At 68.5% G+C, this 24,524-nt stretch carries 20 protein-coding genes; all 20 read left to right on the top strand.

What is annotated here, in order from left to right:
• Positions 1–563: 563 nt before the first annotated feature.
• The 20 genes from mraZ to ileS all read left to right on the top strand — a co-directional run bounded on the left by mraZ (position 564) and on the right by ileS (position 24,479).
• Positions 564–995, top strand: a complete 432-nt coding sequence (gene mraZ, locus ACFVJ3_RS13900) for a division/cell wall cluster transcriptional repressor MraZ (RefSeq protein ID WP_005247637.1) — start codon at positions 564–566, stop codon at positions 993–995.
• A 196-nt stretch (positions 996–1,191) separates the two neighbouring features.
• On the top strand, positions 1,192–2,208 hold the full coding sequence (gene rsmH, locus ACFVJ3_RS13895) for a 16S rRNA (cytosine(1402)-N(4))-methyltransferase RsmH (protein ID WP_378452568.1): 1,017 nt from the start codon (positions 1,192–1,194) through the stop codon (positions 2,206–2,208).
• Positions 2,205–2,885, top strand: coding sequence for a hypothetical protein (locus ACFVJ3_RS13890; RefSeq protein WP_378452567.1), 681 nt, complete (start codon positions 2,205–2,207; stop codon positions 2,883–2,885). The genes rsmH and ACFVJ3_RS13890 overlap by 4 nt, the downstream gene beginning before the upstream one ends.
• On the top strand, positions 2,882–4,732 hold the full coding sequence (locus ACFVJ3_RS13885) for a peptidoglycan D,D-transpeptidase FtsI family protein (protein ID WP_378452566.1): 1,851 nt from the start codon (positions 2,882–2,884) through the stop codon (positions 4,730–4,732). Before ACFVJ3_RS13890 ends, ACFVJ3_RS13885 begins: the two co-directional genes overlap by 4 nt.
• A gap of 169 nt (positions 4,733–4,901) precedes the next feature.
• Positions 4,902–6,515, top strand: a complete 1,614-nt coding sequence (locus tag ACFVJ3_RS13880) for a UDP-N-acetylmuramoyl-L-alanyl-D-glutamate--2,6-diaminopimelate ligase (RefSeq protein WP_378452565.1) — start codon at positions 4,902–4,904, stop codon at positions 6,513–6,515.
• Positions 6,512–8,026, top strand: coding sequence for a UDP-N-acetylmuramoyl-tripeptide--D-alanyl-D-alanine ligase (murF, locus tag ACFVJ3_RS13875; RefSeq protein WP_378452564.1), 1,515 nt, complete (start codon positions 6,512–6,514; stop codon positions 8,024–8,026). Before ACFVJ3_RS13880 ends, murF begins: the two co-directional genes overlap by 4 nt.
• Positions 8,023–9,102: a phospho-N-acetylmuramoyl-pentapeptide-transferase gene (gene mraY / locus ACFVJ3_RS13870; protein ID WP_378452563.1), complete on the top strand. Its 1,080-nt coding sequence runs from the start codon at positions 8,023–8,025 to the stop codon at positions 9,100–9,102. The genes murF and mraY overlap by 4 nt, the downstream gene beginning before the upstream one ends.
• A 4-nt stretch (positions 9,103–9,106) precedes the next feature.
• Positions 9,107–10,606 carry a UDP-N-acetylmuramoyl-L-alanine--D-glutamate ligase gene (gene murD, locus ACFVJ3_RS13865; protein WP_378452562.1) on the top strand — a complete coding sequence of 500 codons (1,500 nt, stop codon included), beginning with the start codon at positions 9,107–9,109 and terminating at the stop codon, positions 10,604–10,606.
• Positions 10,603–12,138 (top strand): putative lipid II flippase FtsW, encoded by a 1,536-nt coding sequence (gene ftsW, locus ACFVJ3_RS13860; RefSeq protein ID WP_378452561.1) that lies wholly within the window; start codon positions 10,603–10,605, stop codon positions 12,136–12,138. Before murD ends, ftsW begins: the two co-directional genes overlap by 4 nt.
• Positions 12,135–13,283 (top strand): undecaprenyldiphospho-muramoylpentapeptide beta-N-acetylglucosaminyltransferase, encoded by a 1,149-nt coding sequence (murG, locus tag ACFVJ3_RS13855; RefSeq protein ID WP_378452560.1) that lies wholly within the window; start codon positions 12,135–12,137, stop codon positions 13,281–13,283. Before ftsW ends, murG begins: the two co-directional genes overlap by 4 nt.
• Positions 13,280–14,791, top strand: coding sequence for a UDP-N-acetylmuramate--L-alanine ligase (murC, locus tag ACFVJ3_RS13850; RefSeq protein WP_378452559.1), 1,512 nt, complete (start codon positions 13,280–13,282; stop codon positions 14,789–14,791). The genes murG and murC overlap by 4 nt, the downstream gene beginning before the upstream one ends.
• Entirely contained in the window at positions 14,788–15,678 is an 891-nt protein-coding gene (locus ACFVJ3_RS13845) for a cell division protein FtsQ/DivIB (protein WP_378452558.1), read from the top strand. The genes murC and ACFVJ3_RS13845 overlap by 4 nt, the downstream gene beginning before the upstream one ends.
• Positions 15,679–15,895: 217 nt before the next feature.
• Entirely contained in the window at positions 15,896–17,095 is a 1,200-nt protein-coding gene (gene ftsZ, locus ACFVJ3_RS13840; RefSeq protein WP_378452557.1) for a cell division protein FtsZ, read from the top strand.
• The gene (gene pgeF / locus ACFVJ3_RS13835) at positions 17,092–17,835 is read left to right on the top strand and encodes a peptidoglycan editing factor PgeF (protein WP_378452556.1); all 744 of its coding nucleotides are present in this window, start codon (positions 17,092–17,094) and stop codon (positions 17,833–17,835) included. The genes ftsZ and pgeF overlap by 4 nt, the downstream gene beginning before the upstream one ends.
• Positions 17,836–17,882: 47 nt before the next feature.
• Complete coding sequence (locus tag ACFVJ3_RS13830) at positions 17,883–18,608, top strand: YggS family pyridoxal phosphate-dependent enzyme (protein WP_378452598.1); 726 nt, start codon at positions 17,883–17,885, stop codon at positions 18,606–18,608.
• Between the two features lie 86 nt (positions 18,609–18,694).
• Entirely contained in the window at positions 18,695–19,372 is a 678-nt protein-coding gene (locus ACFVJ3_RS13825; protein ID WP_005574458.1) for a cell division protein SepF, read from the top strand.
• A gap of 133 nt (positions 19,373–19,505) precedes the next feature.
• Positions 19,506–19,808, top strand: a complete 303-nt coding sequence (locus tag ACFVJ3_RS13820; RefSeq protein WP_005247609.1) for a YggT family protein — start codon at positions 19,506–19,508, stop codon at positions 19,806–19,808.
• Positions 19,809–19,910: 102 nt separating this feature from the next.
• Entirely contained in the window at positions 19,911–20,750 is an 840-nt protein-coding gene (locus ACFVJ3_RS13815; protein ID WP_378452555.1) for a DivIVA domain-containing protein, read from the top strand.
• A 49-nt stretch (positions 20,751–20,799) separates the two neighbouring features.
• Complete coding sequence (locus tag ACFVJ3_RS13810) at positions 20,800–21,051, top strand: hypothetical protein (RefSeq protein WP_378452554.1); 252 nt, start codon at positions 20,800–20,802, stop codon at positions 21,049–21,051.
• 263 nt (positions 21,052–21,314) lie between these two features.
• Positions 21,315–24,479 (top strand): isoleucine--tRNA ligase, encoded by a 3,165-nt coding sequence (gene ileS / locus ACFVJ3_RS13805; protein ID WP_378452553.1) that lies wholly within the window; start codon positions 21,315–21,317, stop codon positions 24,477–24,479.
• Positions 24,480–24,524: the final 45 nt, after the last annotated feature.

Genomic DNA, 24,524 nt, shown 5'->3' with positions numbered 1-24,524 from the left:
GGGGGGTGTTGGCCCGCCCATTGGCCCCCGCCTAACACCACCTGACCGGCCCGGTGTACGACGCCCCCCACCCCCCCCCGGGGGGGGGGGGGGTTGGGGCCCCCCCCCCGCCACTGCTGTGTCCGGGCCCGGTGCAGGGTCGCCCGGCTGCGGTGGGCCTGTGGTGCGCGGGGGTCGATCCTGTGGGGCCAGTGAACGTTGCCGCCCACGAATCCCCACCCTCACCCACCCCGTTTCCCCACTTTCCCCCCTGCGCTCCTCGATGAACCGCGAGGTAGGGGCGCCGCCCCCTCGCGTTGCGCTTTCACCTGGGCTTTTGCTGCATCCTGGGCCGTTGTGTGGCCGAGCCCGATCGGCCGTGCCCGTGTCGGCGATCACGTCGGGAATTTCCCCCCACCTCCATCAATGAGCGTTGACCAGCAAGTACTGGGCAAATTGGCGGACAACACGCCGTTATCCACCTTGTAGGTGGGGGAAAGTGGGGTACTGTGGTGCGCAGCGGGGAGCGAAGGTGAACCGCCCGGGCATACGGCGTTCGATATGAACGCGGTGGGAGGTGTCGAGTGTTTCTCGGTACCTACACGCCGAAGCTCGACGACAAGGGGCGGCTCACGTTGCCCGCAAAGTTCCGGGATGCGCTGGCGGGAGGGTTGATGGTCACCAAGGGTCAGGATCACAGCCTCGCGGTGTATCCCCGGGAAGAGTTCACCGCTCTCGCGCGCAAGGCCGCGGCCGCGTCGAGAAGCGATCCGGAGGCGCGAGCCTTCGTTCGCGGACTGGCGGCAGGTACCGATGAGCAGCACGCAGATGCCCAGGGGCGCATCACCCTCTCGGCAGATCACCGTCGTTACGCGGGTCTCTCCAAGGACTGCGTAGTGATCGGTTCGGTCGATTTCCTCGAAATCTGGGATGCGCAAGCCTGGCAGACCTACGTCGAGGCGAACGAGGAGAACTACTCGCAGGCAACAGGAGTCGCGCTCGGCGAGATCGTCTGAGCGTGACCGCGTCCCCGCGAATGCCGCGAGGCCTCTGTCCGACGGAACCCTGACGCACTTCCCCAGCGCCAGGTTTTCATTTCGGGCAGGGACCTCGAGGCATTCGCCACGGCAACTGGCAGGCAAGAGAAGTTCGAGCAGTGAACCCCGGCATCGGGTACTTCACCCGCACCACAGAGCAGGAGCCGGAGGGATCATGGTGGATCACGAGGGGGAAGATTCCTCGCCCGCCGATGGTTTCGGTCACATTCCGGTACTGCTTCACCGCGCAGACGAACTGCTGGGCCCTGCCCTCACCGTGAACGACCCGCAGGGCGGGGGAGCCGTCATGATCGACGCGACCCTCGGTCTCGGCGGACATTCCGAGCACTTCCTGCGGACCTACCCCCAGCTGAGACTCATCGCCCTCGACCGTGATCCGCACGCGCTCGAGATCGCCGGTGGCCGGCTCGCTCCGTTCGCCGATCGCATCACGTTCGTACACACCCGCTACGACGGCATCGAGGATGCGCTCAGCCAGGCGGACCTCCCCGCGCACGAGTCGGTGCACGGGATCCTCTTCGACCTCGGTGTCTCCTCGATGCAGCTCGACGAATCGGATCGGGGGTTCGCGTACTCGATCGACGCGCCCCTCGACATGCGGATGGACCCGACCACCGGCATCACCGCGGCCGAGGTCCTCAACACGTACAGCCACGGAGATCTCGCTCGCATCCTCAGCACGTACGGCGAGGAGCGCTTCGCAGGCAAGATCGCGTCGGAGATCGTCCGGCAGCGTGCGAAGGAGCCGTTCACCACCAGCGCAGCGCTGGTCGAACTGCTGTACCGCGCCATTCCTGCGGCGACCCGCCGTACCGGGGGACATCCCGCCAAGCGGACGTTCCAGGCCCTTCGAGTGGAGGTCAACGGCGAGCTCGATTCACTGCGCGCCGCGGTCCCGGCTGCACTCGACGCGTTGACCGTCGGGGGACGCGTCGTGTTCATGTCGTACCAATCCCTGGAAGACCGGGTCGTCAAGCAGGAAATCACACCCAGGTCGAAGTCGAAGAGCCCCGAGGGGCTTCCTGTCGAACTGCCGGGGATGGGACCGGAGTTCCGAATCCTCACGCGGGGGGCGGAGCGGGCGTCCGAACAGGAAGTCGAAGAGAACCCACGATCAGCCCCGGTGCGTTTGCGCGCTGCAGAAAGAATTGCCAGGAGGTCGGCGGCATGACGGTTCAGGTGAGTTCCACCGAGATGCGGCCCGTGCGGGCGGCCAACCGGACGGGCGCGGCTGAGCGGGCGTACAAGAAGCGCACCCAGCGCGCAGCCGTGCACAACGGATCCGCGGTCGCCGTCTCCGGCAAGAACCGCACCGGCACGCTCACCGCCCGCATCCCGTTCGTGGCGACGATCCTCGTTCTGCTCGCCATGGGGCTGGCCATGACACTGCTGCTGACGACCCGGTCCGCCGAGGACTCGTACCAGCTGAGCGCCGCCCGCGCCCACAACCAGTCGCTCTCGGAGGAGAAGGCCGCGCTCCAGCGTGACGTCGAGACCGCCAACTCCGCCCCGAAACTGGCGGAGGAAGCGGCCAAGCTCGGCATGGTGCCCGCCAACGATCCCGCTCGCCTCGTCGTCCACCCCGACGGCAGCGTCGAGGTCGTCGGAAAGCCGGCCCCGGCGTCGGGTGCACCCGTGCCGCCGCTGGACGTCGCCACCGCGCCCACCCAGCGCGGCAACGCCGTCGCGACCGCCCCCAACCGCGGGACGACGACGCAGTCGCCGCGCGCCACGCCGCAGCAGCCCGGCAATGGCACGGAGATCCAAGCGCAGGGTGAACAATTGGTTCCCGTGATCCCCTCGACCACCGCTCCGACGACTGCTCCACCGTCCGGCGGTCGCCGGTGAGTCGAAGCGCACCGAGAAGTCGTCCCCGGCGCCCCAAGGGCGCCGGTTCGGCGTCCTTTCCGTTCAGGCAACGGTACGGACGCCTAATGATGTTCTTGGCGCTCGGCCTCGCCGCAGTGCAGCTTCTGTGGATTCAGGTCATCGACGCACCACAACTGTCCGCGGAGGCGGCGAACCAGCGCACCACCACCGAGGTGGATCCGGCGCTGCGCGGGTCGATCACCGACCGCAACGCCAACCCCATCGCGTTCACGATGGAAGCGAAGGCCCTGACGTTCCAGCCCGCGCGGGTGCGGAAGGAACTCGAGGAGGCGAAGACCAAGAGCGACACCGCCCCCGACGTCGACTCCCGTCTCGACGCGATCGCGAAGGAGATCCACGACCGGATCGGCGACGCCGCACCCGAGAAGGATCTGAAGGAGAAACTCCACGGCGACGACACGTTCGTCTATCTCGCGCGCAGCGTCGATCCCAACATCGCCGCGCAGATCAGCGACAAGTTCCCGGAGGTCGGACTCGAACGCCAGGACATCCGCGAGTACCCCGGCGGATCCCTTGCCGCGAATCTCGTCGGCGCCACCGGCTGGGACGGTCACGGACTGCTCGGCCTCGAGGACTCGCTCGACTCCACCCTCGCCGGCACCGACGGCTCCCAGACCTACGACCGCGGCTCCGACGGCGCGGTGATTCCCGGCAGCTGGCGTGACAAGCAACCGGCGGTGGACGGGTCGAGCGTGGAGCTCACCATCGACTCCGACCTGCAGTACTACGTCCAGCAGCAGGTGCAGATGGCCAAGGACAAGTCCGGTGCGAAGGACGCGTCTGCGGTCGTGCTCGACTCCCACACCGGTGAAGTGCTCGCGATGTCGAACGACAGCACGTTCAATCCGGCGATCGGGGTGGGCAACAACCCGCGGACCGTGGAGATGGGCAACCTGTCGGTGAGCACGCCGTTCGAACCGGGCTCCGTCAACAAGATCGTCACCGCGGCGGCCGCGATCGAGTACGGGCTCACCACACCGGACGAAGTTCTCGAGGTCCCCGGCAACATTCAGATGTCGGGTGTGTCGGTGAAGGATGCGTGGGACCACGGGGTCGCCCCGTACACGGCCACGGGGGTGTTCGGTAAGTCCTCGAACGTGGGCACCCTGATGCTCGCCCAGCGGGTGGGGGAGGACCGCTACGCGGACATGCTGTCCAGGTTCGGTCTCGGCCAGCGCACCGACGTCGGGCTTCCCGGTGAGAGCGCCGGCAGCGTCCCCAGCCGCGACCAGTGGTCGGGAGGCACGTTCGCGAACCTGCCGATCGGTCAGGGCCTGTCGATGACGCTGCTGCAGATGACCGGCATGTACCAGGCGATCGCCAACGACGGTGTCCGCATCCCGCCGCGCATCGTCAAAGCGACGGTCGACGCGTCCGGGAACCGGACGGAGACCGAGATGCCCGAGGAGGTGACCGTCGTCAGCCCCCAGACCGCGTCCACCGTTCGCGACATGTTCCGCTCCGTCACCCAGAACGACACGGGCAACCAGCGGGGCACCGGGGTGCAGGCCGCCGTCGACGGGTACCAGATCAGCGGCAAGACGGGCACCGCTCAGCAGGTCGATCCCGCCTGCAAGTGCTACTCGAACTCGAACTACTGGATCACGTTCGCAGGGATCGCCCCGGCCGACAACCCGCGGTACGTCGTCGGAATCATGCTCAACGCGCCGACACGCAGCGCGGACGGTTCCGGCGGGCAGTCCGCCGCACCGCTGTTCCACAACATCGCGTCCTGGATGCTGCAACGCGACAGCGTGCCGATGTCCCCGGACCCCGGACGCAGGCTGGTGCTGCAGGCCGATTGAGCGAAGGTCGGCCGAATCGGGTTCCGAGAGCTCTCGCGGTAATCTGACACGTCGGCCGTTCAGTGGACACGGACTTTTCCGTGGACGCAGGGAACTGCCGAGGTAGCACGCTGTATCGATCCGTGCACTACGCCGTTGTCAGTGAGAGTCGACATCCGAGAGGAGCCCGGTGCCTGTTCCGTCCCGCCCGCAGTCGGCGTCAGTGGAGGTGAAGGTCACAGACAGTCTTCGCCCCGCCCAGCCGGTCCGTACCACGGTGAGCGCTCTGGCAGCGCTCGCCGGAGCGAGGGTCGAGGCACCCGCCGGAACCGCCGAGCACGTGATCGTCACCGGGGTGGATCTCCGCGCCCAGGGGATCGTCGAGGGCGATCTGTTCGCGGCCCTTCCCGGGGCACGCGCGCACGGCGCGGAGTTCGCCGCCGACGCTCTCGCACGCGGAGCGACCGCGATCCTCACCGACGAGGCCGGATTCGCTCTGGTGTCCGCACTGGGCTCCGACATGCCGGTGCTCGTCCACGACGACCCACGGGGCGTCCTCGGTGAGCTGTCGGCCACCATCTACGGTCGACCCTCGGAGAAGATGCAGGTCATCGGTATCACCGGGACGTCGGGGAAGACCACGACGTCGTATCTCGTCGAAGCCGCGCTCACCGCCGCGGGGCGGACGACCGGTCTCGTGGGCACCATCGAGACCCGGATGAGTGGCCGCCGGGTGCCCAGCGCACTGACGACACCCGAGGCGCCGCAACTCCACGCCCTGTTCGCCGTGATGCTCGAGCAGGGGATCGACACGGTCGTCATGGAGGTGTCCAGCCACGCGCTGTCGCTCGGCCGCGTCGACGGAGTCCGCTTCGATGTGGGTGCGTTCACGAACCTGTCCCAGGACCACCTGGACTTCCACCGCGACTTCGAGGATTACTTCGCCGCCAAGGCGCGGCTCTTCGCCGCCGATTCGTCCGTGCATGCCCAGCACGCCGTCATCTGTGTCGACGACGTGTGGGGGCAGCGGATGGCCGACGTCGCCCGCGGCGCGCACGCGATCGTGACGACCGTCGCCACCACGCCGGGGAGCGAGGGCGCGGTGTGGATGGCAGGCCCGGCGACGGTGTCGCCCTCGGGCTCGCAGACCTTTCCGCTCACCACGGCCGAGGGCACGACACTCGACGTGGAGCTCCGTCTGCCGGGGCAGTACAACGTCGCCAACGCTTCTCTCGCCGTCGCGCTGTGCGCGGCGCTGGGTGTCGATCCGCGCGACGCCGTCGAGGGCATCGCCGGGGTCGACGTGCCGGGCCGGGTTCAGCGGATCGACCGGGGGCAGGACTTCCTCGCCGTCGTCGACTACGCGCACAAGCCCGCAGCGGTCGAGGCCGTGATCGCGACGCTGCGCGAGCAGGTGCGCGGTCGCGTTGCCGTCGTCGTGGGTGCGGGCGGCGATCGCGACGCAGGCAAGCGGCCGCTGATGGGCGCCGCGGCCGCGCGTGGAGCCGACCTGCTGATCATTACGGATGACAACCCCCGCACCGAGGATCCGGCGAAGATCAGAGCCGCGGTCCGCGAGGGCGCTCTCGGAGTGCCCGAATCCGAGCGGGGACAGGTGTGGGAAGTAGCCGACCGAGCGAAGGCGATCGCCGACGCCGTCGGCTGGGCGCAGGCAGGCGACGTGGTTCTGGTCGCAGGCAAGGGACACGAGATCGGTCAGGAGATACACGGGGTGAAGTACCCATTTGACGACCGCGACGTACTGGGCGACGCGATCGAGCGACAGGTCGGAGGAGCAGGATGATCCCGATGACACTCGCTCGCATCGCCGAGATCGTGGGCGGCGAACTGCACGACGTCGCCGACCCGTCGGCCGAGGTGACGGGAACGGTCGAGTTCGACTCGCGGAAGGTCACCGCCGGGGGGTTGTTCCTCGCCCTGCCCGGCGCGCGCGTGGACGGCCACGATCACGCGACGTCGGCAGTCGAGGCCGGTGCGGTCGCGGTCCTGGCGGCGCGCCCGGTCGGTGTCCCCGCGGTCGTCGTGACCCCGACGCCGAGCGATGTCCCGAGCAAGGCGATGGCACTCGAACACGACACCGACGGATCGGGCGCCGCCGTGCTCGCGGCCCTCGCGAAGCTCGCGCGCGCATCCGTCGACGACCTCACCGCGAAGGGGCTCACCGTGGTCGGTGTCACCGGATCGGCGGGAAAGACGTCGACGAAGGATCTGCTCGCCGCCGTCCTGCGCCCTCTCGGTCCCGTCGTCGCGCCGCCCGGATCGTTCAACAACGAACTCGGCCACCCGTGGACTGCACTACGCGCGGACGCGGACACAGGCTTCCTGGTTCTGGAGATGTCGGCCCGCGGCCGCGGTCACATCGCCGCCCTCGCGAACATCGCACCCCCGAAGATCGGGGTCGTCCTCAACGTGGGAACGGCGCACCTCGGCGAATTCGGTTCGCGTGACGCGATCGCCGTAGCCAAGGGTGAACTCGCGGAGTCGCTGCCCTCGGCGGACGAGGGTGGTGTCGCGATCCTCAACGCGGATGATCCGCTGGTGGTAGCCATGGCCCCGCGCACGTCGGCCCGGGTGGTTCTCGTGGGTCGGTCGGAGTCCGCGCACGTGCGGGCCACCGACATCGTGCTCGACGAGAAGGCAAGGGCGCGTTTCACTCTCACAGCGCCGACGGGCAGTGTCGCCGTCGAGCTCGCCGTGCACGGTGAACACCAGGTCGGCAACGCGCTCGCCGCAGCGGCGGTGGCGCTCGAATGCGGGGCGGACCTCGAGCAGATCGCGCAGGCTCTCTCCGGTGCTGCCGCGGTCTCGGCTCGCCGAATGGATGTCCGCGACCGGTCGGACGGTGTGACCGTCGTCAACGACTCGTACAACGCGAACCCCGACTCGATGCGGGCGGCCCTGAAGGCGCTGGTCTCCATGGCCAGGACGGGCCGGGGCGCGGCGCGCCGGAGTTGGGCGGTGCTCGGAGAAATGGCCGAGCTGGGTCCAGAATCAGTGGTCGAACACGACGCCATCGGCAGATTCGCGGTCCGGCTGGATGTGAGCAGGCTGATCATCGTCGGAACCGGCAGGCCCGCCCGCGCCATGCACCAGGGTGCGGTCATGGAAGGTTCGTGGGGTGAGGAGTCGATCCTCGTCCCCGACATCGCCGGTGCGGTCGCACTGCTCGAACGGGAACTGGCGCCGGGTGATCTGGTGCTGGTCAAGGCGTCGCAGTCCATCGGATTGTGGGAGGTCGCGGACACGGTGTTGGCAGGAAGCACGGGACAGAAGGGTTCGGAGGCTACGCGGTGAGACAGATCCTCTTCGCGGCGGGCATCGCGCTCGCCGTCTCGATTCTGCTGACCCCCGTTCTCATCAAGGCTTTCTCCCGTCAGGGGTTCGGCCAGGAGATCCGTGTCGAAGGTCCGGCGAGCCATCAGTCGAAGCGCGGCACCCCGACGATGGGTGGCGTCGCCATCCTCGCCGGACTGTGGGCCGGCTACTGGGGTTCGCACCTGATCGGCATCGGCTACAACGCGGACGGGCCGTCGGCATCGGGACTGCTGGTTCTCGGTCTCACGACGGCGCTCGGCGGGGTCGGGTTCCTCGACGACTTCATCAAGATCCGCAAGCAACGCAACCTCGGTCTGAACAAGACGGCGAAGCTGGTCGGACAGCTCATCGCGGCCGTGGTGTTCGGCATTCTCGCGCTGCAGTTCCGGGGCGCGAACGACCTCACCCCCGGCAGTGCGCACCTGTCATACGTGCGTGACATCGCGACGGTCACGATGGGCTCCGTCGTGTTCGTCGCGTTCTGCTATCTCCTGGTGAGCGCCTGGTCGAACGCGGTCAATCTCACCGACGGCCTCGACGGTCTCGCTGCCGGTTCCATGAGCCTGGTGCTCGGCGCGTACGTGATCATCACGTTCTGGCAGTACCGCAATGCGTGCGAGACGAGCCCCGGCAAGGGCTGCTACGACGTCCGCGATCCGCTCGATCTGGCCCTGATCTGCGCGGCCGGTGCCGGTGCGTGCATCGGATTCCTGTGGTGGAACGCGGCGCCCGCCAAGATCTTCATGGGCGACACCGGTTCGCTGGCACTCGGCGGCATGCTCGCCGGACTGTCGATCACGACGCGCACAGAACTGCTGATGGTCGTGATCGGCGCGCTGTTCGTCGCCGAGGCGGCATCGGTGGTGATCCAGGTCGCGGTGTTCCGGTCGAGCCGAAGACGAGTCTTCCGGATGGCTCCGTTCCACCACCACTTCGAACTCGCCGGGTGGGCGGAAACCACGGTGATCATCCGGTTCTGGTTGCTGGCCGCCATCGCCTCCGCGATCGGGCTCGCGCTGTTCTACAGCGAGTACCTGGCAGCGATCGGGGGCTGACGACGTGGCGGAGGAACACGGCAGGCTCGACTGGTTGCGGGGTCGCAGCGTCCTCGTCGCCGGTGCGGGTGTCTCCGGCCGGGCCACCATCGAACCTCTTCGTGACCTCGGTGCGCTCGTCACCGTCACGGACGCGAACGTCGACGCCCTCGCCGAGTGCGCGCGGCTCGGCGCCGCGACCGTCCCGATCGACGATCTGCTCGCCGAGCGTGACCGGGTCGCCGAGTTCGCGCTGGTCGTGACGAGCCCGGGGTTCCGCCCGGACGCGCCGCTGCTCTCGCTCGCCGCCGGGGACGGGGTACCGATCTGGGGCGACATCGAGTTCTCCTGGCACGTGGACCGGTCCGGGCTCTACGGCCCGCCCCGGCGGTGGCTGGTGGTCACCGGCACCAACGGCAAGACCACGACGACCTCCATGCTGCAGTCCATCCTCGAGGCGGCCGAGCTGCCGAGTCTGGCCTGCGGCAACATCGGGCTGCCGGTACTCGACGCCCTGCGGCAGACCGAACCCCGGGCGGAGGTGCTGGCGGTCGAACTCTCGTCGTTCCAGCTGCACTGGGCGCCGTCGGTCCGGCCGACCGCAGGCGCGATCCTCAACATTGCCGAGGATCATCTGGACTGGCACGGTGGGATGCAGCCGTACATCGATGCGAAGGCCCGCGCCCTGACCGGTGAGGTCGCGGTGCTGGGTCTCGACGACGAGGTCGCGTCCTCTCTCTTCTCCTCGTCCCTCGCAGTCCGGACCCTCGGTTTCCGGCTGGGTGTGCCGGCGTCGGGCGAACTGGGGGTCGAGGACGGGTATCTCGTCGACCGCGCGTTCGCGGACGGCGAGCGGCTGGCTCCGGCCGAGGGGATCACCCCGCCCGGGCCCGCCGGGCTGATGGATGCCCTGGCCGCGGCGGCTCTGGCCCGGGCGATCGGAGTTCCGCCGGACGCCGTCGCCGCAGGTCTGGCCGCCCACGTCGTGGGACCGCACCGCGCGGCACACGTCGCCGACGTCGGGGGAGTGACGTTCGTCGACGACTCCAAGGCCACCAACCCGCACGCCGCCCGCCCGTCGATCCTCGCCCACGAGCGGGTGGTGTGGATCGCCGGTGGTCTGCTGAAGGGTGCGCGGGTCGACGACCTCGTCCGGGAGGTGGCCGGTCGCCTCGCAGGCGCCGTCCTGCTGGGCCGCGATGCGATGCAGATCGCAGAGTCCCTTGCGCGACACGCCCCCGAGGTTCCCGTGGTCACTGTCGAAACGGGAGACGATGCAGGTGTGAGTGCAGTCCCGCAGACCGCGACGCACCGGGTGGTGCTGCCGGCGGACACCGACAGCGACGCCGTGATGGGTGTCGTCGTGCGCGAGGCGGCTGCGCTGGCAACGCCAGGGGATTCCGTCGTCCTGGCGCCCGCGGCTGCCTCGCTCGACATGTTCGACAGTTACGGCCACCGGGGCCGCAGCTTCGCGGACGCCGTCGGCAGGCTCGACGAGTCGGACATCTCCAGGACGCTGCGATGACCTCCGCCGGAGCCCGCACCCGCCGCGTCCCCGAGGGTCAGCGGTCCCCGGCCCGCACGGCGGCCGCACCCGGGACGACGAAGCGGCCACCGGCCAGTCCCCGCACGCGCACGGCACCTCCCCGCGGCCCGCGCACCCGGATCGGGGCCTGGCTGTCGCGGCCTCTGGCGTCGTTCCACCTCGTGGTCACCATCGCGTTCCTGCTGACGGTCCTCGGTCTGGTGATGGTGCTGTCGTCCTCGAGCGTCGAGGCCTACGCTTCCGACGGTTCGGCATACACCCTCTTCACCCGGCAGGCGTTGTTCGCGGCTCTCGGGCTCGGCCTGTTCTATGCGGCGCTGCAGATCCCGGTCCGGGTGATGCGCGCCCTGTCGTTCCCGGCCTTCGCGGTCACGATCATCCTGCTGGTCCTGGTCCTCATCCCCGGCATCGGCACGGTGTCCCAGGGCACCCGCGGCTGGTTCGTCGTCGCGGGATTCTCGTTGCAGCCCGCCGAGCTCACCAAGATCGCGCTGGCAGCGTGGGGTGCGCACATCCTGGCGTCGCGGCGCAGCGACATCTCCAGTATCCGGGACATGCTCGTTCCGCTGGTGCCGGCCGCGCTCGTCGCGTTCGTCCTGATCATCCTGCAGCCCGACCTCGGTACGACGGTCTCGCTGGCCATCATCCTGATGGCGCTGCTGTGGTTCGCGGGTCTGCCGCTGAAGCTCTTCGTCGCCATCGTCGGCACCGGTTTCGGCGGAATCGTGATCCTCGCGCTCACCGCCGGCTATCGCTCCGCTCGCGTGCGGGAGTTCCTCAATCCCGGTTCCGACCCGCAGGGCATCGGGTACCAGTCGCGGCAGGCGATGTATTCGCTCGCCGACGGCGGGATCCTCGGCCGAGGGCTGGGGCAGAGTCGCGCGAAGTGGAGCTACCTGCCGAACGCCCACAACGACTTCATCTTCGCGATCATCGGCGAGGAACTCGGATACCTCGGCGGCGCCGCCGTCCTCGGTTTGTTCGGACTGTTCGTGTACACGGGCCTGCGCATCGCCGCGCGATCCGCCGACCCGTTCCTTCGCCTGCTCACCGGAACGGCGACGGTGTGGATCACCGGACAGGCGTTCATCAACGTCGGATACGTGATCGGGCTGTTGCCCGTCACCGGCCTGCAGTTGCCGCTGGTGTCGGCCGGCGGAACGTCGACGGCCACCACACTGTTCATGTTCGGTCTCGTCGCCAACGCGGCGCGGCACGAACCGGAGGCGGTCGCGGCGCTGCACTCCGGGCAGGACGGCCCGTTCGGTCGACTTCTCCGGCTCCGCAAGCCGGAGGCGTATTCGCCGGTGCGGGCCGACGCGGCACGCGCCGAGGCGGTGCGCCGCGCCGAAGCCCGCCGGCGGGCGGGTCGCGAGATGGCCCCGCGGACCCGCAGCGTCACATACGAGAAGGGCCGCCCCGAACGCGGCAAGGGCCGCACCCCCGAACGAGGTGCACGTCAACAGCGAAGCTCGGGTGGCCGAGCAGGAGAGCGAGGATTTCGTAGGTGAACGGCGACAAGTCCACCCTGTCGGTGATCGTGGCCGGTGGTGGTACCGCCGGGCACATCGAACCGGCTCTGGCAGTGGCCGATGCGATCAAGGCGATCGACGACACCGCGGTGGTGACCGCTCTCGGCACCGCGCGTGGCCTCGAAACCACCCTGGTTCCCGAGCGGGGCTACCCGCTCGAGCTCATTCCGCCGGTGCCACTGCCCCGTAAACCCACCCTCGACCTGCTGCGGCTTCCCGGCCGGGTGCGCGCGTCCGTGCGCCGCACCCGCGAGGTGCTCGACGCAACCGGTGCCGACGTCGTCGTCGGATTCGGCGGGTACGTCGCGCTGCCCGCATACCTGGCGGCCGGCCCCGGACTGCTCCGCCGCAGGCGCCGCATTCCGATCGTGGTGCACGAGGCGAACGCCAGCGCCGGGATCGCGAACAAGATCGGTGCCCGCCGCGCCGCCCGGGTCCTGGCCGCGGTCGCCGGTTCCGGAGTCTCCGCTCGCGGCCGCTCGGACGCGGAGATCCTCGGGATCCCGGTCCGGGCGTCGATCACCGGTCTCGACCGGGCTGCCCTGCGCGCGGAGGCGCGCGCACACTTCGGCCTCCCGGCCGACGGTCCGGTGCTGCTCGTCTTCGGCGGTTCGCAGGGCGCGCGGTCGCTCAACGAGGCCGTGTCGGGCGCTGCGGAGTCGCTGGCTGCGGCCGGTGTGGCCGTTCTGCACGCGCATGGACCGAAGAACACCCTCGACGTTCCCTCGACACCGGGCGGCCCGCCGTACGTGGCTGTTCCCTACCTGTCGCGGATGGACCTTGCCTATTCGGCCGCGGACGCGGTGATCTGCCGGTCGGGTGCGATGACGGTGGCGGAGGTGTCGGCGGTGGGACTTCCCGCGGTGTACGTGCCGCTGCCACACGGCAACGGGGAGCAGGAACTGAACGCGCGACCGGTGGTCGCCGCCGGAGGTGGAATGATTGTCGCCGACGGAGACCTGTCCGCCGGATTCGTCGCGGAGACCGTGATCCCTCTGCTGCGCGACCCTGCACAGCTCGAGGACATGGGGCGACGCGCGGCCGGCGCGGGTCACCGCAGCGCAGCCACCGAGGTTGCGCGCATCGTGCTCGACGTGGCCGCGCTGACAAGGGGAACCCCATGACCGACCTGCCCGCGCAGTTGCAACGTGTCCACATGGTCGGGATCGGCGGCGCCGGAATGTCCGGAATCGCGCGGATCCTGCTGGCCAGGGGTGGGCAGGTGTCCGGATCGGACGCCAAGGAGAGCCGCGGCGTCCTCGCCCTGCGCGCCCGCGGTGCGCAGGTCCGCATCGGCCACGACGCGAGTGCGCTCGACCTGCTACCCGGTGGCCCGACCGTCGTGGTCACCACCCACGCCGCGATCCCCAAGGACAACCCGGAACTCGTGGAGGCGGCCCGGCGCGGGATACCCGTGATCCTGCGACCCGCGGTGCTGGCCTCGCTGATGCAGGGGCACAACACACTGCTCGTGTCCGGTACCCACGGCAAGACGTCGACCACGTCGATGCTGGTGGTGGCGTTGCAACACTGCGGTTTCGATCCGTCGTTCGCGGTGGGCGGCGAACTCAACGAGGCCGGAACCAACGCCCATCACGGCAGCGGCGACGTGTTCGTCGCCGAGGCCGACGAGAGCGACGGTTCGCTGCTCCAATACGAACCGAACGTCGTCGTCGTCACCAACGTGGAAGCCGACCACCTCGACTACTTCGGCAGCACCGAGGCGTACATCCAGGTGTTCGACGATTTCGCGGCACGTCTGTCGCCCGGCGGTCTGCTCGTCGCCTGTCTCGACGATCCGGGATCCGCGGCGCTCGCGCAGCGAGTGGCGGCGCGGGGACTGCCCGGTGTGCGGGTGCTGGGATACGGCAGCGCCGAGAGCCCGGACGGGGCCTTCGCTCCCGTCGACGGCGTCGAGGTCGGCGCGCGACTGCTGAGCTTCGAGGCCAGGGACGTGGGCGGAGTCCTGCAGTTCCAGCTGGCCGGGGAGCAGTCGCCGAGGACGGTCCGGATGGGTGTGCCCGGCAGGCACATGGCGCTCAACGCGCTGGCCGCCCTCCTCGCCGCCCGGGAAGCCGGTGCCGACGTGGACGAGATCCTCGAAGGCATCGCCGGATTCGGGGGAGTGCACCGCCGGTTCCAGTTCACCGGCCGCGAGCACGGGGTCCGCGTCTTCGACGACTACGCGCATCACCCGACGGAGGTGCGGGCCGTGCTCGGCGCCGCCGCCGATCTGGTGCGCCAGCCCCACGAGGCCGACCGCCGCGAATCCGAGGAGTCGGTGCGCAGCGGCAAGGTCATCGTGGTGTTCCAGCCCCACCTGTACTCCCGCACAGCAACATTCGCGGAGGAGTTCGGGCACGCACTCGACCTCGCCGACGAGGTGGTTGTCCTGGACGTGTACGGCGCGCGGGAAGAACCGCTCCCGGGCGTCAGCGGCGCCCTGGTCGCGCTGTCGGTGTCGAAGCCGGTGTACTACCAGCCCGACCTGTCGCAGGCGCCGCGGCAGGTCGCGGCACTCGCGTCCCCCGGGGACGTGGTGATCACGATGGGTGCCGGTGACGTGACGATGCTCGGAAACCAGATCCTCGACGCTTTGCGTGCGGCTCCGCACCACCACCCGTCGCGATGACGCGGGAGCGTCGGGCCCGGTCCGAGCGGCCGGACCGCCCTGTCCGCCGCGATGCCCAGCGCAGTCCGCGGCCGGGCGCGTTCGATTCCCGCGCGACGGCGGGCGATCGGACGTCCTCGCCTCGGCGCACCTCGACGGTCACCGATCCCGGAACGCGGCGTACCCGCGAATCGGCCTCGGCGGCACGGAAGTCCGCGGCAGTGGAGACGCCGCGGCGGCCGTGGTACCGGCGGCCGGCGGTGATGGGCGTCGTCGGCGTCGTCGTGGTCGTGGTCGTGGCGCTCGGTCTCGTCGCCTGGTTCACGCCGCTGCTGTCGGTGCGGGAGACGGACGTCGCGGGGGCGACGTCGATCTCGGAGGAGCAGATTCGCCAGGTACTGGCGGTGCCGCAGGGGCAGCCGTTGCTGCGTGTCGACACCGAGGGCGCGGCTCAGCGCGTCGCCGCGATCCCGAAGGTGGCGTCCGCGCGTGTCCAGCGGGTGTACCCGTCCACCATCCGGGTCACGGTAACCGAGCGGGTGCCCGTCGTGTTCGTCGACAGCCCCGGCGGTACCCATCTCTTCGACGCGAAGGCCGTGGACTACGAGATCGCACCGCCGCCGCCCGGGGTGCCGCGTCTGGTGACGGAGACACCGGGGTGGGGCGACCCGTCGACGGAGGCGGCGATCGAAGTGCTGGAATCGATGCCACCTCAGCTGCGGGGTCAGGTGGGACAGGTTGCGGCGAAGTCGATTTCGGATATCTCGGTGACGCTGCTCGACGGCCGGATTGTGGTGTGGGGCGGCACGGAGAAGTCCGAGCGCAAGGCTGCGGTCACCCTGCCGCTGCTCACCCAGCCCGGGCAGACGTACGACGTGTCGAGCCCCGACCTGCCGACGGTGCGGTGAGGGGTCGTGACCCGGATGCGAGAGAGTTGCGGGGGAGTTCGTCAAATAACTCGGCGCGTCTCGGCGCGCCTAATGGCGTATCCCTATGCCGGTGCATAGCGTTTCGCTCTAGTCGAGCAGCACTTGACATAACCGTAACCCTATGGTTGAGGTTGAGGGTTCAGGCTGGACTGATCTGTACGAAAGCGTGATACACACTCATGGAAGGCGAGAGCCGATGACGCCCCCGCACAACTACCTCGCCGTAATAAAGGTCGTCGGCATCGGCGGCGGCGGCGTGAACGCAGTCAACCGGATGATCGAGCAGGGACTCAAGGGAGTCGAGTTCATTGCCGTCAACACCGACGCGCAAGCGCTGCTGATGAGTGACGCCGACGTCAAGCTCGACGTCGGCCGGGAACTCACCCGCGGGCTCGGAGCCGGCGCGGATCCCGAAGTCGGCCGGAAGGCCGCAGAAGACCACAAGGACGAGATCGAGGAAGTCCTCAAGGGCGCCGACATGGTGTTCGTGACCGCAGGCGAGGGCGGCGGCACGGGTACCGGTGGAGCACCGGTCGTGGCGAGTATCGCGCGCAAGCTCGGAGCACTCACCGTCGGTGTCGTCACCCGCCCCTTCTCCTTCGAGGGCAAGCGCCGCGGCGGCCAGGCCGACACCGGCATCCAGTCGCTGCGCGAATCGTGCGACACCCTCATCGTGATTCCGAACGACCGCCTCCTGCAGCTCGGCGACGCCGCCGTCAGCCTCATGGACGCGTTCCGCAGCGCCGACGAGGTCCTGCTCAACGGTGTCCAGGGCATCACCGACCTCATCACCACCCCTGGTCTGATCAACGTCGACTTCGCCGACGTCAAGGGCGTCATGTCCGGCGCGGGTAGCGCACTGATGGGCATCGGATCCTCGCGCGGCGAGGGCCGGGCCATCAAGGCCGCGGAATCGGCGATCAACTCTCCGCTGCTCGAGGCGTCGATGGAGGGTGCGCGCGGCGTGCTGCTCTCGATCGCCGGTGGCAGCGACCTCGGCCTGTTCGAGATCAACGAGGCTGCGTCGCTGGTGCAGGAAGCCGCCCACATCGACGCCAACATCATCTTCGGCACCGTCATCGACGATTCGCTCGGCGACGAGGTGCGGGTCACCGTCATCGCCGCCGGATTCGACGGCGGCACCCCCGCCCGCCGACCGGTCGAGTCGGGTGCTGCCGGTCGCAGCGCCATCGGAGCCGGGCGGGCAGGCGAGGTCGGACATTCGGCCGAGCAGCAGCACAGCGAGCCGATGTCGGTGACCCGCGAGACGATCAGCTCCCACCAGAGTCCGGGCAGTCTGCCGCCGCTTCCGGGAAACGGTCAGTCCCGCGCGGTGCCGGTGTCCGACGAGGAGGGTGAAGACGAAGTCGACGTGCCCTCCTTCATGCGTCGTTGAGTTCGCCGTCCACCCCCGTTTTCAGGGTTCGCCGCGTCGTCACCACCCGTGTCGGAGGACACTCCGTCGCGCCGTACGACACGTTCAACCTCGGTGATCACGTCGGCGACGATCCGGCCGCGGTGGAGGCGAACCGGCGTCGACTGGCAGACAACATCGGCGTGGCCTTCGACCACCTGGTCTGGATGGAGCAGATCCACAGTCGCAACGTGACCGTGGTCGACGGGCCCACCGACGTGCCGGTGCCCGCCACGGACGCGCTGGTGACGACGGTTCCCGGGCTCGCGCTCGCGACCCTCAGCGCCGACTGCGTCCCGGTGCTGCTGTCCGACGACGAGGCCGGGGTGATCGCCGCCGTCCACGCCGGCCGGATCGGCGCCCGCATCGGCATCGTTCCGCGGGTACTCGACGTCATGGTCGAGCAGGGGGCGCGGGTCGACCGGATCGGCGCGTTCCTGGGTCCGGCGGCGAGTGGCCGACAGTACGAGGTCCCCGCGGCGATGCAGGCGGACGTCGAGAAGTTCCTTCCCGGCAGCGCCACCCGCACCGTCAAGGGGACCCCCGGCCTCGACCTGCGGGCAGGCCTGCGGAAGCAACTGCTCGCCGCGGGTGTCGCGGGAGTGGCGGAGGATCCGCGCTGCACCATCGAGGACCAGGCACTGTTCAGTCATCGCCGGCAAGCCCCGACCGGTCGGCTCGCGGCGGTGATCTGGATGGATACTGGGCAAGACAGCGTGTGACGACGACCGCCGACGGCGGCGAGGAATTCGGTGTGGGAGTGGGAACGATGAGCAGGGTCGGCGAGATCGAGGCTGCGCTCGGCGCCGTGCACGCACGGCTCGACGCGGCGTGCCGGGACGCCGGTCGCGACCCCGCGGAAGTGACGCTGCTGCCCGTCACCAAGTTCTTCCCCGAATCCGACGCGCGGATCCTGTACGACCTCGGGTGCCGCGAATTCGGGGAGTCACGGGAGCAGGAGGCCACGGCCAAGATCACGGAGTTCCGTACCGCGGTGACGGACCCGTCGGTGCGGTGGCACATGATCGGACACCTCCAGCGCAACAAGGCGAAGGCAGTCGCGCACTGGGCGTACGCCATCCACTCGGTGGACAGCGAACGACTCGTCGGCGCCCTCGGCCGCGCGGCGACCGCGGCTCTCGAGGCGGGGGAGCGGCCCGAGCCGCTGCGGGTGCTGCTGCAGGTCAGTCTGGACGGGGATCCGCAGCGTGGCGGTGCCGCGATCGCCGACCTCGAACATCTTGCCGCGCAGGTGCAGTCGTCGCCGGGACTCGAGTACCGCGGGCTGATGGCGGTTCCGCCGATCGATGCCGATCCGGACGCGGCGTTCGAGGAACTGGAGAAGATACACGCGCGGCTGAGACGTGACCATCCGGATGCGACGGAACTCTCAGCGGGCATGACGAATGATCTCGAGCACGCTGTCCGACACGGGTCGACGTGCGTGCGTGTCGGAACCGCGCTGTTGGGTTCGAGGCCTATAACCTCGAAATAGATCGCCCAGGTGATCGCCAGCCCGTCCACACCGCTGCGACCGGTCGCAGTTGGATCCCTGTCCGCCGCGCCAAGGAAGGTCGATCAATGAGCAGTCTGCACAAGTTCAAGGCTTACTTCGGCATGGTTCCCCTCGACGACTACGAGGACGAGTACCTGGACGAGCCGGAACCTGCGCGCAGGCCTGCTCGACCGGCGCGCGACAGTGGACGTGATCCGTACCTCGACCGCGACGACCGTGACTTCGCCGAGCCGGCCTTCAGCAAGGCGGCCTACGCTCCCGGCCGCCGGGACGACCTCGACGACGACTTCGACCGGTACGACGGCCCGAGGCACTCGTCCCGGGTCGAACCCGTGGCCGTCCGGTCGGCCCGTCCCAGCGCGAGCGGTGCTGTGCGCGGCAGCACCCGCGGCGCGCTGGCCGTCGACACGCGGTCGGAGCGGGTGGAGAGCCGTCGTGGACCCCTGTTCGACGAAGGCGGCCCGCTGTCCAAGATCACCACGCTGCGCCCCCGCGACTACGGGGAGGCCCGGACCATCGGCGAGCGGTTCCGTGACGGCACGCCCGTCATCATGGACCTCGTCGAGATGAGCAACGCCGACGCCAAGCGTCTCGTCGATTTCGCCGCCGGGCTGGCATTCGCGCTGCGCGGGTCCTTCGACAAGGTGGCCACGAAGGTGTTCTTGCTCTCACCCGCAGACATCGACGTGTCCGCCGAGGAGCGTCGCCGCATCGCGGAAACCGGCTTCTACAGCCAGAAGTAAACCGCGGAGCGGGGAAAACGACCATCGGGATCCGAACGTCCGAAACGACGCGGGCCGCGGCGGCTGTGGCGGAGAAAGCCCTGGCCACGCGGCTCGTTTTGATCGGCCGGACATTCTCAGGCAGAGTGAAGGTGTGGCCTTGTTCTCGGTGATCTACTTGATACTGTTTGTCTTTTGGCTGCTACTCATCGGCAGAATCATTGTCGAGTTCGTACGGACCTTCGCACGAGACTGGCGGCCAACCGGCGTCGTGGTCGTCATTCTCGAAGCGATTTTTACGGTCACCGATCCACCGGTCAAACTGCTACGGCGGTTGATCCCCCCGATCAATCTCGGTGGGGTGCGGTTGGATCTATCCATCATGGTCTTGCTGTTCATCGTCTTCATCCTGATGTCGATCGTTCAGGGACAAGCGCGTGCTACGGGTCTGGTGTGACAGAATGGACCCCATTGATCCAGTCTTGTTTCACCGTTACGTAGACTGCGCTGTAACTGAATGCTTGCTAGACCGCCAAATGACGCGTGAAGGGATCCTTCCATGCCGCTGACTCCCGCTGATGTGCACAATGTCGCGTTCAGCAAGCCACCGATCGGTAAGCGGGGCTACAACGAAGACGAAGTCGATGCGTTTCTCGACCTCGTCGAGCAAGAGTTGTCGCGCCTGATCGAGGAGAACGCCGACCTTCGGCAGCGAGTAGGGGAGCTCGACAAGGAGCTCGCCGATGCGAAGAAGGCTCCACGCTCCGCGTCCGCAGCACAGACTCCCGCTCCCAAGGCGGAGCCGGCTCGCGTCGTCGAGCAGCCCAAGGCTCCCGCGCCCGCACCGGCGCCTGCCGCTGCGGCCGCTCCCACACAGGGCGCGGACGCTCACATGCAGGCGGCCAAGGTTCTGGGTCTCGCCCAGGAGATGGCGGACCGCCTCACGAGCGACGCGAAGACCGAGTCCGAGCAGTTGCTCGGCAACGCGCGCACCAACTCGGAGCAGCTGGTCAGCGATGCACGGACCCGTTCCGAGACGATGGTCGCGGACGCCCGCCAGAAGTCGGAAGCACTGATCACCGACGCTCAGACCCGTTCCGAGACCCAGCTGCGCCAGGCCAAGGAGAAGGCCGACGCGCTGCAGGCGGACGCGGAGAAGAAGCACACCGAGATCATGGCGACGATCAACCAGCAGCGTTCCGTGCTGGAGGGTCGTATCGAGCAGCTCAAGACATTCGAGCGCGAATATCGTGTGCGCCTGAAGTCTTACCTGGAGTCGCAGCTCGAGGAACTGGAGCAGCGGGGATCCGCGGTTCCGGTGGACGGCGGTCAGGATTCGTTCGCGCAGGGTGGATCGCAGTCCAATTACAGCCAGTCCTACGCCAAGGGCAATAGCTGACTGAGCGCGCGGTAGTTGCCCAGCCAGCGGCCCGGATAGAGGTTGAGCCGTGCTGGTCGTGACACTCGCTCTTGCAGCGGTAGGGTTCGCTCTCCTGGTGGTGGCTCTCATGACCGGTTCGGTCGTGTGGGCCTGGGGATGCATCGTAGTGTGCGTCGCCGGAGCGGTCCTGCTGCTCGTCAGCGCCCTCGCGGGCAAGAAGGCGGCGGCCGTGCCGGGGCAACCCGCGAGTGGTGTCCCCGGTGAACGCGGTCCTGCACGGGACGCGGACACGACGCCCGGATCCGACGAGGCCGACTGAGCTGCCGCACGCCGGTGGCGACTAGACTGCATTCAGCGAACAATTCAGTGACCGAGTTTTTTGCGGCGTAGATCCGGCCATCACCGGGGAGCCTTCGGAAGAACGGCCGGTACGCCGGCTCAGTAGAACCGAACGGGTGGGCCCGTCACAGCCCGGCACCGAGTGGCGCCCTCCGGGGTGCAAGCGGGGTGGTACCGCGGTGGTGACGCAGGAGGCGTCTCCGTCGTCCCCGTGCCGAGTACGTCAGGCACGAGGAGATCGCGGTGACCGACACCAGCAGCGTGACCAGCAGCAACGAGTCCTACCCCAAGGTCGACTACGGCGTCGCACAGGATGCCGGCGTCCGGTTCCCCGAGATCGAGCAGCGAGTGCTGGCCGGCTGGGACGAGGACGACACCTTCCGGGCATCGGTAGCCCAGCGTGACGACGCCCCCGAATTCGTGTTCTACGACGGGCCACCGTTCGCGAACGGGCTTCCGCATTACGGGCACCTCCTGACGGGGTACGTCAAGGACCTGATCCCGCGGTTCCAGACCATGCGCGGCAACAAGGTCGACCGCCGGTTCGGCTGGGACACTCACGGACTGCCCGCCGAACTCGAGGCGGAGAAGCAGCTCGGCATCAAGACCGGCGACATCAGCGAGATGGGAATCGCACGGTTCAACGACTACTGCCGTCAGTCGGTGCTGCGCTACACCGAGGAATGGCGCGACTACGTCACCCGGCAGGCCCGGTGGGTCGACTTCGACAACGACTACAAGACCCTGGATCTCGACTTCATGGAGTCGGTCATGTGGGCGTTCAAACAGTTGTGGGACAAGGGCCTGATCTACCAGGGCTTCCGCGTGCTGCCGTACAGCTGGTACGAGCAGACGCCCCTGTCGAATCAGGAGTCCAAGCTTGACGACGCGTACAAGATGCGCCAGGATCCCGCCGTCACCGTCGACATGCCGCTGCACGGTGAGGGACCTCTCGACGGCGCCAACGCGATCATCTGGACCACCACGCCGTGGACGCTGCCGTCCAACCTCGCCGTCGCCGTGCACCCGGACATCGACTACGTCCAGGTGACGGGCGCCGACGGGAAGCGTTACGTGCTCGCCAAGGATCGGCTGGGGCATTACGCCCGCGAGCTCGGGGACTCGCCCGAGGTGCTGTCCGAGCACAAGGGTGCGGACCTCGTCGGCCTCCGCTACGATCCGCCGTTCGACTTCTTCGTCGGTCACGAGAACGCGCACCGCGTCATCGCCGCCGACTACGTCACCACCGAATCCGGTACCGGAATCGTCCACCTCGCACCGGCTTTCGGTGAAGAGGACATGGAGTACTGCACGGCGAACGGGATCGAGATCGTGCAGCCGCTCGACCCGGGCGGCAAGTTCACCGCACTGGTGCCGCCCTACGAGGGTCTCCAGGTGTTCGACGCGAACCCGGTCATCATCAAGGACCTCAAGGCTGCTGGAAAGTTGCTGCGGCACGAGACGATCGAGCACTCGTACCCGCACAGCTGGCGTAGCGGTAAGCCGCTGATCTACATGGCGGTCCCGTCGTGGTTCGTCGCGGTGACCGAATTCCGCGACCGCATGGTGGAGCTGAACAAGGGCATCACGTGGGTGCCCGAGCACATCCGCGATGGCCAGTTCGGCAAGTGGCTCGAAGGTGCCCGCGACTGGAACATCAGCCGCAACCGGTACTGGGGCAGCCCGATTCCGGTGTGGGTGTCCGACGACCCGGCTTACCCGCGTACGGACGTGTACGGCTCGCTGGACGAGCTCGAACGCGACTTCGGCGTGCGACCGACCGATCTGCACCGCCCGATGATCGACGACCTGGTGCGCCCGAACCCGGACGACCCGACCGGAAAGTCGACGATGCGGCGCGTGCCCGAGGTGCTCGACTGCTGGTTCGAGTCGGGGTCGATGCCGTTTGCTCAGGTGCACTATCCGTTCGAGAATCAGGACTGGTTCGAGACGCACTTCCCGGGCGATTTCATCGTCGAGTACAACGGGCAGACCCGTGGCTGGTTCTACAACCTGCACGTGCTCGCGACTGCGCTGTTCGACAGGCCGGCGTTCAAGACGGTGGCGGCGCACGGCATCGTGCTGGGTGACGACGGACTGAAGATGAGTAAGTCCAAGGGCAACTACCCGGATGTGAACGAGGTGTTCGACCGTGACGGTTCGGACGCGATGCGGTGGTTCCTCATGTCCTCGCCCATCCTGCGTGGCGGCAATCTGGTCGTCACCGAGCAGGGCATCCGCGACGGCGTACGGCAGGCGATTCTGCCGCTGTGGAATGCGTGGAGCTTCCTGCAGCTGTATGCGCCGACGTCCGGTGAGTGGCGCACGGATTCGACGAACGTCCTGGACCGGTACATCCTCGCGAAGCTGGCCGGCACCCGGGACGTCATCACCGAGGCGCTCGAGACGAACGACATCGCCGGGGCGTGCGACGAACTGCGCACGTTCTGCGACGCGCTGACGAACTGGTATGTGCGGCGGTCGCGTTCGCGCTTCTGGGACGAGGACAAGGAGGCCGTCGACACCCTCCATACGGTGCTCGAGGTGGTCACCCGGCTCGCCGCTCCGTTGCTGCCCCTGATCAGTGAGGTGATCTGGCGGGGGCTCACCGGCGGACGGTCCGTGCATCTCGCGGACTGGCCGGCGGGAGCGGAACCTGCGGAGCGACCCGGAAGCACCGAAGATTCGCTGCCGGCGGATCCGGAGTTGGTGTCGGCGATGGACGAGGTGCGGTCGGTGTGCTCGACGGTGCTGGGACTGCGCAAGGCGCAGAACCTCCGGGTGCGGCTGCCGCTGCCCGAGGTGACCGTCGCCTCCGACGACGCGGAGCGCCTGCGCCCGTACCTCGGCCTCATCGCCGACGAGGTCAACGTCAAGAAGGTCGACCTCACCACCGACGTGGACGCGCACGGCCGGTTCGAGCTCGTCGTCAACGCGCGCGCCGCGGGGCCGCGCCTGGGCAAGGACGTGCAGACCGTCATCAAGGCCGTGAAGGCCGGTGACTGGTCGGAGAACTCGGACGGCGTCGTCGTCGCGGCGGGGATCGAGTTGCTGCCGGAGGAGTACACGCAGCGGCTGGTCGCCGCCGAACCGGAGTCGACGGCTGCCCTGCCCGACGGTGCCGGTCTGGTCGTCCTGGACTCGGTGGTCACCGAGGAACTGGAAGCCGAGGGCTGGGCGAAGGACCGGATCCGCGAGTTGCAGGACGCGCGCCGCGCCGCCGGGCTCGAGGTGTCCGACCGGATCACCGTCGTCCTCGACGTGCCCGCGGAACGGCGGGACTGGGCGCTCGCGCACCGCGAGCTGATCGCCGGCGAGATCCTCGCCGTCGAACTGGAACTTGCCGAGGCGCCGGGCGACGCCGTCGAACTCGGTGAGGGTGTGCGGGCGGCGATCGCCAAGGCGTGACCTGTCGGACCGGGCGGGTATTTTGCACCAGGTGAGTCGTCGGTG

Source organism: Rhodococcus sp. NPDC127593, assembly GCF_042671975.1.
GTDB lineage: Bacteria > Actinomycetota > Actinomycetes > Mycobacteriales > Mycobacteriaceae > Rhodococcus_F.
Note: the sequence above shows the minus strand (reverse complement) of the source record. Positions and strands in the feature narration are given on the sequence as shown.